The organism is Xanthomonas sp. SHU 199, from assembly GCF_000364665.1.
GTDB classification, from domain to species: domain Bacteria; phylum Pseudomonadota; class Gammaproteobacteria; order Xanthomonadales; family Xanthomonadaceae; genus Xanthomonas_A; species Xanthomonas_A sontii.
In genome coordinates, this window is record NZ_AQOI01000460.1 from 1 (window position 1) to 10,491 (window position 10,491).

Annotated in this window: 13 protein-coding genes; 2 read left to right on the forward strand and 11 right to left on the reverse strand. The window is 68.7% G+C overall.

The window, feature by feature from the left end; all coding sequences use genetic code 11:
- From D183_RS0114620 to D183_RS0114655, 8 genes are all read right to left on the reverse strand, one after another.
- Positions 1 to 790: MCP four helix bundle domain-containing protein (locus D183_RS0114620; protein WP_017909655.1), on the reverse strand; the 790-nt coding region annotated here is incomplete at its 3' end.
- 332 nt (positions 791 to 1,122) lie between these two features.
- Complete coding sequence (locus D183_RS0114625; protein WP_017909656.1) at positions 1,123 to 1,455, reverse strand: non-heme iron oxygenase ferredoxin subunit; 333 nt, start codon at positions 1,453 to 1,455, stop codon at positions 1,123 to 1,125.
- Positions 1,452 to 1,988 (reverse strand): GNAT family N-acetyltransferase, encoded by a 537-nt coding sequence (locus tag D183_RS0114630; protein ID WP_017909657.1) that lies wholly within the window; start codon positions 1,986 to 1,988, stop codon positions 1,452 to 1,454. The genes D183_RS0114625 and D183_RS0114630 overlap by 4 nt, the downstream gene beginning before the upstream one ends.
- 168 nt (positions 1,989 to 2,156) lie before the next feature.
- The gene (locus D183_RS0114635) at positions 2,157 to 3,407 is read right to left on the reverse strand and encodes a cysteine desulfurase (RefSeq protein ID WP_017909658.1); all 1,251 of its coding nucleotides are present in this window, start codon (positions 3,405 to 3,407) and stop codon (positions 2,157 to 2,159) included.
- A complete protein-coding gene (gene sufD / locus D183_RS0114640; protein WP_017909659.1) occupies positions 3,404 to 4,666 on the reverse strand; it encodes a Fe-S cluster assembly protein SufD in 1,263 nt (420 codons plus the stop codon). Before sufD ends, D183_RS0114635 begins: the two co-directional genes overlap by 4 nt.
- Positions 4,663 to 5,430, reverse strand: a complete 768-nt coding sequence (gene sufC / locus D183_RS0114645) for a Fe-S cluster assembly ATPase SufC (RefSeq protein ID WP_017909660.1) — start codon at positions 5,428 to 5,430, stop codon at positions 4,663 to 4,665. Before sufC ends, sufD begins: the two co-directional genes overlap by 4 nt.
- 185 nt (positions 5,431 to 5,615) lie before the next feature.
- The gene (sufB, locus tag D183_RS0114650) at positions 5,616 to 7,058 is read right to left on the reverse strand and encodes a Fe-S cluster assembly protein SufB (protein ID WP_017909661.1); all 1,443 of its coding nucleotides are present in this window, start codon (positions 7,056 to 7,058) and stop codon (positions 5,616 to 5,618) included.
- Positions 7,059 to 7,073: 15 nt separating this feature from the next.
- On the reverse strand, positions 7,074 to 7,532 hold the full coding sequence (locus D183_RS0114655) for an SUF system Fe-S cluster assembly regulator (protein ID WP_017909662.1): 459 nt from the start codon (positions 7,530 to 7,532) through the stop codon (positions 7,074 to 7,076).
- 197 nt (positions 7,533 to 7,729) lie between these two features.
- On the opposite strand from D183_RS0114655, the gene D183_RS0114660 reads away from it, so the two are divergent.
- Positions 7,730 to 8,197, forward strand: coding sequence for an SET domain-containing protein (locus D183_RS0114660; RefSeq protein ID WP_017909663.1), 468 nt, complete (start codon positions 7,730 to 7,732; stop codon positions 8,195 to 8,197).
- A gap of 97 nt (positions 8,198 to 8,294) precedes the next feature.
- A complete protein-coding gene (locus D183_RS0114665; RefSeq protein ID WP_017909664.1) occupies positions 8,295 to 8,840 on the forward strand; it encodes a type 1 glutamine amidotransferase domain-containing protein in 546 nt (181 codons plus the stop codon).
- Positions 8,841 to 8,975: 135 nt separating this feature from the next.
- Here D183_RS0114665 and D183_RS0114670 read toward each other — a convergent pair whose 3' ends face one another.
- From D183_RS0114670 to D183_RS0114680, 3 genes are all read right to left on the reverse strand, one after another.
- On the reverse strand, positions 8,976 to 9,572 hold the full coding sequence (locus D183_RS0114670; RefSeq protein ID WP_017909665.1) for a DUF1439 domain-containing protein: 597 nt from the start codon (positions 9,570 to 9,572) through the stop codon (positions 8,976 to 8,978).
- Between the two features lie 89 nt (positions 9,573 to 9,661).
- Positions 9,662 to 9,961, reverse strand: coding sequence for a DUF3861 family protein (locus D183_RS0114675; RefSeq protein ID WP_010342007.1), 300 nt, complete (start codon positions 9,959 to 9,961; stop codon positions 9,662 to 9,664).
- Between the two features lie 94 nt (positions 9,962 to 10,055).
- Positions 10,056 to 10,491 (reverse strand): M23 family metallopeptidase (locus D183_RS0114680; protein ID WP_026144493.1); only part of this gene is annotated, 436 nt, incomplete at its 5' end.

Consider the following 10,491-nt stretch of genomic DNA (forward strand, 5'->3'; position numbering starts at 1 on the left):
GCTGCAACTGGGTCTGCATGCGGCCCATCGCGACCAAAAGGCGGCCGGGCTCGTCGCGCGCGTCGGTGGCCACGTCGTTGTCCAGGCGGCCCTCGGCGATGGCTTCGGCGGCGCGGGTGGCGCGGGCCAGCGGCACGGTCAGGCTGCGGGTGATCAGCCAGGCCAGCAGGCTGCTGACCAACACCACGGCCAGGCCGCCGGCGATCAGCAGGAAGCGGCCGCGCGCCATCACCGCGGTCGCATCGGCGTAGGCCTGTTCACCGTTGTTGCGTTGCCAGCTGGCGTAGGCGCTAATCGCCTCGCGCCAACGTTGAGTCGCCGGCGCGGCCTGCTGCAGCAGCACCTTCATCGCGTCGTCGGACTTGTAGGTCAGGCCCAGTTCCAGCACTTGCTGGTTGACCTCGCTCGCCTGCGCGTAGGTCCGGTTCATCTGCTCGCGCAAGGCGCGATCGCGCGCGCTGGTGGCGGGGATGGCGAACAGCTTGGTGCAGTATTCGCGATAACGGCGCAGTTCCGTCACCATGATCTTGGCGAAGGCGATGTTCTCTTCCTGCGTGGTCGGCAGCACGATGTTGCGCAACTGGATGCCGATGTCCGAGCTGGCATCGAGCATTTCGTTGGTATAGACGATGCTGGACACGGTGCGGCGGGCGACGGTGTCCAACTGGCTGCGCGCCTGCGACAGGGTGACCAGGCCGCCGACCACCAGCCCGCAGGACAGCAGGATGAGCAGGCCGAACGCGATGGAGAGGCGTCTGGAGACGTTAAAGCGGTGCAGAAGAGCGGTCATGCTCTGGTCCTAGCAAGGGGGATGGGAGTACCAGGGGTGGTCGCATAAATAATCGATACGAAATGCAACGGATATTTCACGTAATCGTGACGAAGTTGCATATCCGTCTACATCGTCTCCCCTTAGCGGCCGAGGGATCGGGATCTTGAATCGGATCGATCGAGATGGCCTTTCCATCCCGGTTGCCGCCTTGCCGGCGCGCACGCACAACGTGCCAGCAAGCGTTGCGCTTGCTGCAGGTAAGGGCGCTTGATGTGGCGATCGCCGTGAGCGGCGCTGCAGAGATGGCGAAGGACGCGGTCAGCGCCGGGTCGCGACGAAAACGCGTGGCTTCAACCGCGGTCGTCGCGCGTCCACAGCCCGCCGTGTTCGGACTTCACCGGAAACTTTGGCACCGGGCCGTAGGCCGGCGCGCACAGGGCGCGGCCGTCGCGCACGTCGAAGCGGGCGCCGTGCAGCACGCATTCGATGCTGCCGGCAGCAGGGTCGAAGGTGCCGGGGGACAGCTCGTAGTCCTCGTGGCTGCAGCGGTCTTCCAGCGCATAGAACTGACCATCGAAGTTGAACACCACGATCGGCGTGTCGGTCACTTCGTCCCACACCGTCTTCATTTCGCCGGGCGCCAGTTCGCCGTCGGCGCAGACGAAGGTCCAGGTCTCGCTCATGCGGCACCGCCCAGCGGCTTTTCCAGCACCTCGAAACGCAGGTCGTCGCGCTTTGGCAGGCCGAAGCGCGCGTCGCCGTACGGAAACGGCTTCTTGATGCCGGTGCGACGATAGCCGCGGCGCTCGTAGAAGGCGATGAGTTCCTCGCGCAGGTCGATCACGGTCATCCGCATCAGCGGCAACCGCCATTCCTGCCAGGCGATGCGCTCGGCCTCGGCCAGCACGGTCTTGCCCAGGCCGCTGCCCTGCGCCTGCGGCTGCACCGAGAACATGCCGAAATAGCCGGCACCGTCCTCGTCGGCGACATGCGCGCAGGCGATCAATTCGCCATCTCGCTCGGCCAGCAGCACCAGGCTGCGCGGGCGCAGGATGTCGGCGCGCAGCACCTCGCGGTCGATGCGGTTGCCGTCGAGCAGGTCGGCTTCGGTGGTCCAGCCGACGCGGCTGCTGTCGCCACGATAGGCCGAGGTGACCAGCGCGGCGATGGCGTCGAGATCGTCGACGGTGGCGGTGCGGAAGGTGAGGGTGTGCATGGGCCGATTCTAGGGCGTGCCGCCGGGAATGGGGAATGGTGAATCGGGAATCGAAATGCGCGCTCTCAAGGAGGCGAGGACACCTCTTGCCCGCTAGGCACAGTCCGTACGTGGAGCGCTTTGCCGATTCCCGATTCCCGATTCCCTACTCCCGATTCCCAGCTTCAATCACCCCAACAGCGCCCGCACCTTCCGCAACGCCGCCACGAAACGCTCGATCTCGGCATGCGTGTTGTAGAACGCCAGCGAGGCGCGGCAGGTGGCGGCGACGCCGTAGAACTGCAGCAGGGGGTGCGCGCAGTGCTGGCCGGAGCGCACCGCCACGCCTTCCAGGTCGAGCAGGGTAGCCAGGTCGTGGGCGTGGGCGCCCTCGATCAGGAACGAGACCACCGCGGCCTTGCCCGGCGCGGTGCCGAACAGGCGCAGGCCGTCGATCCGCTGCAGTTCCTCGGTGAGGTGCGCGAGCAGTTCGCTCTCGCGCGCTTCCACGTGCTGCAGTCCGATCCCCTGCAGATAGTCCACCGCCGCGCCGAGGCCGACGAAACCGGCGATGTTGGGGGTGCCGGCCTCGAACTTGTGCGGCGGGTCGTTGAACACGGTGCCGTCGAAGCTGACTTCCTTGATCATCTCGCCGCCGCCCAGGAACGGCGGCATCGCCTGCAGGTGCTCGCGCCGCGCCCACAACGCGCCGGTGCCGGTCGGGCCGCACATCTTGTGGCCGGTGATGGCGTAGAAGTCGCAGCCGATCGCGGCCACGTCCAGCGGTCGGTGCGGGGCGGCCTGCGACCCGTCGATGACGCTGACGATGCCGCGCTTGCGCGCCTCGCGGCAGATCTCGCGCACCGGGTTGACCGTGCCCAGCACGTTGGAGACGTGCGCCAGGGCCAGCAGCTTGACGTCGGCGGTCATCGCCGCGCGCAGCGCGTCCAGGTCCAGCGCGCCGTCGGCGGTGATCTCGGCGACCTTCAACGTGGCGCCGGTGCGTTGCGCGACCAGTTGCCAGGGCACGATGTTGGCGTGGTGTTCCATGCGCGACACCAGGATGGTGTCGCCGGCGCGCAGCCGCGGCAGTGCCCACGAGTACGCCACCAGGTTCAGCGCGAAGGTGGCGCCGCTGCACAGCACCAGTTCGTCGGCGCGCACGTTGAGGAAGCGCGCCAGCCGGGTCCGTGCGCCTTCGTAAGCTTCGGTCGCCTCGCTGCCGAGCGCGTGCACGGCGCGGCTGACGTTGGCGTTGTGGCGACGATAGAACGCGTCGGTCGCCGCGATCACCTGCAGCGGCTTCTGCCCGGTGTTGGCGTTGTCGAAGTACACCAGCGGCTTGCCGTGCACTTCCCGCATCAGCAGCGGGAAGTCGCGGCGGACCGCATCCCAGTCCGGCGCCTGCGGCGCGGCGGTGTGCGCGGCGGGCCCGTTCATGCCACGCCCGCGTCGCTCAGCGCCCGCTCCAGCCGCGCCAGCAGGCCTTCGCTCAGCGCCGGCTCCAATGCGCGCAGCGGTTCGCGGCAGAACGCGGCGGTCAGCAGTTGCTGCGCGCGTTCCTGCGGCAGCCCGCGCGAGCGCAGGTAGAACAGCGCATTGGCATCGAGCTGGCCAACGGTGGCGCCGTGCGCGGCCTTGACCTCGTCGGCATCGATCACCAGCACCGGCTGGGTATCGATCTCGGCGTCGGCGGACAGCAGCAGGTTCTTGTTCGACAGCGCCGCGTCGGTGCCGTCGGCGCCGTGGCGGATGCGGATGCCGCCATGGAAGGCGACGCGGCTGCGCCCGGTGGCGACACCGCGCCACAGTAGTTCGCAGGCGGTGTCGCGGGCGATGTGCTCGATGCCCAGGCGGGTGTCGAGCTGGCGCCGGCCGTTGCCGAGCAGCACGCCGTTGGCGACGAGCTTGGCGTTGTCGCCCTCCAGGCGCACGTTGAGTTCGTGCCGGGCCAGCGCGCCGCCCAGTTCGAGGTCCACACGCCGGTACTGCGCGTCGCGCGCCAGCACCGCATCGGTACGCAGCAGCGCGGTGACGCCGGCCGCCTCGTCCTGCACGCGGGCGTGGCTCAGTTGCGCGCCGGCGGCCAGGTGCACGTGCGCCAGGCTGTTGCTCAGGTGCGCGGCATCGCTGCCATGCAGATGATGCTCGACCAGCGCCAGCGTCGCGTCCTGGCGCAGTTCGATCAGGTGGCGATGGTGCCAGGCCAGGTCCGCCTCGGCGGCGGTGGAGACGAAGACCAGGTGCAGCGGCTGCTCCACGCGCACGCCGGCGTCCACCCGCAGCACGCAGCCTTCGTCGGCGAGGGCGGCGTTGAGCTGGGCGAACACCTCGTCGCTGCGTTCGAAGCGGCGGCCGAGGAAGCGCATGGCAGCGTCGCCGCTGCGCAGGATGGTCGACAGCCGCTGCAGCTCCACCCCGGCCGGCAGGCCGCTCAGATCCGACAGCGCATCGCTGGCGCGGCCGTTGACGAACACCAGGCGCGGTGCCGGGATACCCTCGAGCAAGGCCGCGTCCACCGCCGGCGCGTTCTGCGGTGCAGGCGCGAAGCTGCGCCGTTCCAGTGCGCGCAGCGAGGTGTACTTCCAGGCTTCGCTGCGCGTGCCGGGCAGGCCGTCGCGCAGCGCCTGCTCCAGCGGCGCGCGGCGTGCGGCATCGCCATGGAACGCGGCGGCCAGCGAGTCGAGCAGGGCGCTCATTGCACGGCCGCCTCGGGCGCCACGCGCTCCTTCAGCCAGGCATAACCGTGCGCTTCCAGCTCCAGCGCCAGCTCGGGGCCGCCGGTCTGCACGATGCGCCCGTCGGCCAGCACATGCACCACGTCCGGCTTGATGTAGTCGAGCAGGCGCTGGTAGTGGGTGATCACCACGAACGCGCGCTCCGGCGAGCGCAGCGCGTTGACGCCTTCGGCCACGGTCTTGAGCGCGTCGATGTCCAGGCCGCTGTCGGTCTCGTCGAGGATCGCCAGCTTCGGCTCCAGCACCGCCAGCTGGAAGATCTCGTTGCGCTTCTTCTCGCCGCCGGAGAAACCCTCGTTGACGCCGCGATGCAGCAGTTCGTCCTTCAGGTGCAGCACCGCCAGCTTCTGCCGGACCAGCTTGAGGAACTGCATCGAATCCAGCTCGGCCTCGCCGCGCGCCTTGCGCTGCGCGTTGAGCGCGGCGCGCAGGAAGTAGGTGTTGTTCACGCCGGGGATTTCCACCGGGTACTGGAAGGCCAGGAACAGGCCGGCAGCGGCGCGCTCCTCCGGTTCCAGTTCGAGCAGGTCGGCATCGTCGAAGCGCACGCTGCCGTTGGTGACTTCATAGCCGTCGCGGCCGGCCAGCACGTTGCCCAGGGTGGACTTGCCGGCGCCGTTGGGGCCCATGATGGCGTGCACTTCGCCGGGCTTCACCTGCAGCGACAGGCCCTTGAGGATGTCCTTGCCGGCGACGGAGGCGTGGAGGTTTTCTATGGTGAGCATGGGATGGTCCGTCAGAATTCTTTGATGTAGCCCCTCTACCACCGGGAGAGGGGTTGGGGTGAGGATGCGATGCGAAGCATCTCGCGGGTTTGGGTGTGCGAGGCTGCGCACGTACCCTCATCCGGCGCTTCGCGCCACCTTCCCCCGAAAAGGGGGCCGAGGTCCCAGAGGGAGAAGGAAAGGCGTCAGCCGACCGAGCCTTCGAGCGAGACTTCCAGCAGCTTCTTGGCTTCCACCGCAAACTCCATCGGCAGTTCGCGGAACACCTGCTTGCAGAAGCCGTCGACGATCATCGACACCGCGTTTTCCTGGTCGATGCCGCGGGCACGACAGTAGAACAGTTGGTCGTCGCTGATCTTGGAGGTGGTGGCCTCGTGCTCGACGGTCGCGGTCGGATGCTTGACCTCGATGTACGGGAAGGTATGCGCGCCGCACTGCTTGCCGATCAGCAGCGAGTCGCACTGGGTGTAGTTGCGCGCGCCCTCGGCGCTGCGCTCCACCTTGACCAGGCCGCGGTAGGTGTTCTGCCCGCGGCCGGCGCTGATGCCCTTGCTGACGATCTTGCTCTTGGTGCGCTTGCCGACGTGGATCATCTTGGTGCCGGTGTCGGCTTGCTGGCGGTGATGGGTCAGCGCCACCGAGTGGAACTCGCCCACCGAGTCGTCGCCCAGCAGCACGCAGGACGGGTACTTCCAGGTGATCGCCGAGCCGGTCTCGACCTGGGTCCAGGTGATCTTGCTGCGCGCGCCGCGGCACTCGCCACGCTTGGTCACGAAGTTGTAGATGCCGCCGCGGCCTTCCTCGTCGCCCGGGTACCAGTTCTGCACGGTGGAGTACTTGATCTCCGCGTCTTCCAGCGCCACCAGCTCGACCACTGCCGCGTGCAGCTGGTTCTCGTCGCGCATCGGCGCGGTGCAGCCTTCCAGGTAGGACACGTAGGCCTTGTCCTCGCACACGATCAGGGTGCGCTCGAACTGGCCGGTGTGGCCGGCGTTGATGCGGAAATAGGTGCTCAGCTCCATCGGGCAGCGCACGCCCTTGGGGATGAACACGAAGCTGCCGTCGGAGAACACCGCCGAGTTGAGCGCGGCGAAGAAGTTGTCGCCGACCGGCACCACGCTGCCCAGGTACTGCCTGACCAGCTCCGGGTGTTCCTTGATCGCCTCGGACATCGAGCAGAAGATCACGCCCTTCTCGGCCAGTTCCTTGCGGAAGGTGGTGCCGACCGAGACCGAGTCGAACACCGCGTCCACCGCCACGCCGGCCAGCTTGGCGCGCTCGTGCAGCGGCACGCCCAGCTTGTCGTAGGTGTCCAGCAGCTCCTTCGGCACCTCGTCCAGCGAGGCGTACTTCGGACCCTTGGGCGCGGAGTAGTAGCTCAGCGCCTGGAAGTCGATCGGCGCGATGTCCAGCTTGGCCCAGTGCGGCATCGGCATCTTCAGCCAGTGCCGGTAGGCGGCCAGGCGCCAGTCGGTCATCCATTCCGGCTCGTCCTTCTTCACGGACAGGGCGCGCACGACGTCCTCGTTCAGGCCGGGCAGGAACGAATCGGATTCGATGTCGGTGACGAAGCCGGCGTCGTAGCGACGTCCCAGGCGTTCCAGGATTTCAGCGTTTTCGGTGGCCATGGGGCTGCCTACAGGTCAGGTGGTCGCGAACCGCACGGCAATGGAACGCCGTTTCGGATCGCCGGAGGGGGGGAGGGGGTGGAGCATCTGCGCCAGGGTCACGCCGCGCAGCGCGTCGGCGACCACGTCGTTGATCAGCCGCCAGTTGGAACGCACGCCACAGGTCTGGGCGATGCTGCACTGGCTGCCGTGGTGGCTGCATTCGGTGATCGCCAGCGGGCCTTCCATCGCCTCGACGATCTGGATCAGGGTGATGGCGTCGGCCGGGCGTGCCAGCCGGTAGCCGCCGCGCACGCCGCGCAGGCCCTCGACCAGGCCGGCCTGGGCCAGCGGCTTGAGCAGCTTGCTGACCGTGGGCGGCTCCAGCCCGGCCTGTTCGGCCAGTTCGGTCGCGCTCAACACTTCGTTCGGACGCGCGGCGAGCACGGTCAGCACGACGGTGGCGTAATCGGTGAGCTTGGTGACGCGGAGCATGGCGACGCGGTGGTTTTTCAATGCGGACCGAAATTGTACTCTTTTGCGCCGCAGCGTCCAACCGGGCCATTCATCTTTTCTTTCGATCGCGGCGATTCGGGGGATCGCGGCGGCCGCGGTCGCCGGACCGGGAGGCGCGGGCTTGGGATCGCGGGCGATGTGCGCCAGAATCTAGGCTTTCCTGTCCGGATCGCCGCATGCCCCGCAAGATCGCCGCCCGCAAGTCCCGCATCCATGGCAACGGCGTGTTCGCCGTGCTGCCGCTCAAGAAAGGCGAGCGGGTCATCGAGTACAAGGGCCGCCGCCGCAGCCACGCCGAGGTCGACCGCGACGAGGCCGGCGACGTCGAGACCGGGCACACCTTCCTGTTCACCCTCAGCGACGACTACGTGATCGACGCCAACTACGAGGGCAACGACGCGCGCTGGATCAACCACAGCTGTGCGCCGAACTGCGAGGCGGTGATCGTCGAGGCCGAGGGCGAGGACCGCCGCAAGGACAAGGTGGTGATCGAGGCGCTGCGCGACATCAAGCCCGGCGAAGAACTCACCTACAACTACGGCATCACCCTGGCCGAGCGTCACACGCCGCGGCTGAAGAAGATCTGGGAATGCCGCTGCGGCGCCAAGAACTGCACCGGCACCATGCTGCAGCCCAAGCGCTGAGGTTGCGTCCAGCCGTGCACGCCGCGCCGACGCGCGGTTCACGGCACTGCCACCGGCGCGTTTCTACGGTGGGGCTCCCCTACTTGAGGAGTGTCCGATGAGCGCAATGCCTTCCCTTGCCGGCAAGCAGGTGGCTGTCCTGGCCACTGACGGTTTCGAACAGTCGGAACTGCAGGAGCCCAAGCGCCTGCTGGAATCCTGGGGCGCCCAGGTCGACGTGATCGCGCCGGGCGACGCCAGCAGCATTCGCGGCTGGAACAAGAAGGACTGGGGCGACAGCGTGCCGGTGGACAAGCGCCTGCAGCAGGCCCAGGCCGGCGACTACGACGCGTTGGTGCTGCCGGGTGGCGTCATCAACCCGGACAACCTGCGCACCGAGCCGACGGCGATCGCCTTCATCCAGTCCTTCGCCAGCGCCGGCAAGCCGGTGGCGGCGATCTGCCACGGGCCGTGGCTGCTGGCCGAAAGCGGGCTCGTGCGCGACCGCCAGGTGACCTCGTGGCCGTCGCTGAAGACCGACCTGTCCAATGCCGGCGGGCGCTGGGAGGATCAGGAGGTGGTGGTGGACGGCAATCTGATCACCAGCCGCAAGCCGGACGACATCCCGGCGTTCGCGAAGGCGGTGGCCAAGGCGCTGGGCTGAGGCCTGGCGATTCGCCTGCGCCCCCGCGATGGTGGCGGATGTGGGAGGACCTGGGAACAGAAACGGCGGCCGAGGCCGCCGTTTCGGTGTGCGCTGCTGGTGGCGGCTGCCGCCGCACCCCGGACGTCGCGTGGGTTACTGCGCGGGAAGCATGCCCGCCGGCACCAGCTTGCCGATGTCCTGGTTGAAACGCACCACCAGCGCACCGTTCTCCACGCCGGCCGACTGGATCTGCACATCGCCCAGCATCGCGGTCAGGCGCGGATCGAGCTTGTAGATCGGCTCCTTGCGCGCGTAGTCCTCCAGCCAGGCATTGAGCAGCTCATGCGTATTGGCGTCGAGCTTGCCGCCGTTGGCAGCCGGGCGGAAATCATCGATGGTCGGGGACTGCAGGTGGAAGCTCTGGCTCTGCTGGTCGTAGCGCAGCGCGCTGGTCAGCAGGACCTGGCCCAGCGGCGTCGGCGAGCCGCCGCCGGTGGCCATGCTCAGGTCGAACTGCATCTTCAGGCGATCGCCCGGCGGCAGGCTCAGCTTCGGGTCGCGGACGGTCATCTTGATCAGCCCGCCCAGCGCCTTGTGCGTCTGCGGGAAGCTGCCGTCCAGGTAATGCTGCACGTCGGCGGCGCCGACGCTGACCTGGTGGCCCTGGATGGTCGGCTCGGCCTGGGCCTGGGTGGCGACGGCGAGCGCCAGCAGCGCCGCCGCGCGCAGGGTGAACTTGCGGAAGATCATCGGGAAGCCCTGGGCGAACGAGAGGAATTCACCATAACGGTGGCCGGTGAATGCGCGATTAGCGGAACCGGCGGCGCGGGAGTCGTCGCTCAGGCGGCCGGCAGCGCCAGCCGTGCCAGCAGCGCGTCCAGCGCCGGCTGCAGCGGCGCCAGCAGTTCACGCGCCTCTCCCTCGCTGCGCTCGCCCAGGCCGCGCAGCAACTGCGTACCGACGATCAGTGCGGCGCGCTCGTCGCCGCGCAGTCCGGGCTGGCGCTGTGCCGCCTCGAGCAGGCGCATCCAGTCCTGCCGACAGCGCGCCTCCAGTTCGATGGTGCAGCGGCCCTGGCAGGGCAGGCCGTCGTCCTGGATCGGGGTGACGGTGACGCGATAGCGTTGGGAGGCAGTCATGGCAGTGGCGCACGCGGGGTGTGCCTCCAAGATAGGCGCGCGCGAGCGGCACCACGAGCCTGTCGCTCGCGACGCTCTGTTCCAGTGCGTCCGTTCAGCGAGCCGCGCGCAGCAGCGGCAGCGGATCATAGGCGCCGCCCTCGGCGTAGACGCCATAGTGCAGGTGCGGCGGCGTGCCGCGCGCGTTGCCGCTGTCGCCCACCGCACCCAGCGGGTCGCCGGGCTGCACCAGGTCGCCGACCTGCAGCCCGGGCGCCCACGTTTGCAGGTGCGCGTAGTAGTGCCGCTGCCGGGCCGGGCCCAGCACCCAGACCTGGCGGCCGCCGAGGCCGCGGTCGGCGATGGCCACGACGATGCCGCGTGTCGCCGACACCACCGGCGTGCCGCGTCTGGCGAAGATGTCCACGCCGGCGTGCTGGCGGTCGCGGCCGCGCGGCGCGCCAAAGGTGGCCGCGATGCGACGGGGATCCACGCCTTCGACCGGCATGTGCAGGGCCGTCGGCGCCGGCGCGCGCGCCAACTCCCACCCG

Coding starts and splice junctions, on each gene's coding strand:
- D183_RS0114635 (WP_017909658.1), bottom strand. CDS start 3,407: ATGAACGGGCCCGCCGCGCACACCGCCGCGCCGCAGGCGCCGGACTGG.
- D183_RS0114625 (WP_017909656.1), bottom strand. CDS start 1,455: ATGAGCGAGACCTGGACCTTCGTCTGCGCCGACGGCGAACTGGCGCCC.
- D183_RS0114655 (WP_017909662.1), bottom strand. CDS start 7,532: ATGCTCCGCGTCACCAAGCTCACCGATTACGCCACCGTCGTGCTGACC.
- D183_RS0114665 (WP_017909664.1), top strand. CDS start 8,295: ATGAGCGCAATGCCTTCCCTTGCCGGCAAGCAGGTGGCTGTCCTGGCC.
- D183_RS0114630 (WP_017909657.1), bottom strand. CDS start 1,988: ATGCACACCCTCACCTTCCGCACCGCCACCGTCGACGATCTCGACGCC.
- sufD (WP_017909659.1), bottom strand. CDS start 4,666: ATGAGCGCCCTGCTCGACTCGCTGGCCGCCGCGTTCCATGGCGATGCC.
- D183_RS0114670 (WP_017909665.1), bottom strand. CDS start 9,572: ATGATCTTCCGCAAGTTCACCCTGCGCGCGGCGGCGCTGCTGGCGCTC.
- D183_RS0114660 (WP_017909663.1), top strand. CDS start 7,730: ATGCCCCGCAAGATCGCCGCCCGCAAGTCCCGCATCCATGGCAACGGC.
- sufC (WP_017909660.1), bottom strand. CDS start 5,430: ATGCTCACCATAGAAAACCTCCACGCCTCCGTCGCCGGCAAGGACATC.
- D183_RS0114675 (WP_010342007.1), bottom strand. CDS start 9,961: ATGACTGCCTCCCAACGCTATCGCGTCACCGTCACCCCGATCCAGGAC.
- sufB (WP_017909661.1), bottom strand. CDS start 7,058: ATGGCCACCGAAAACGCTGAAATCCTGGAACGCCTGGGACGTCGCTAC.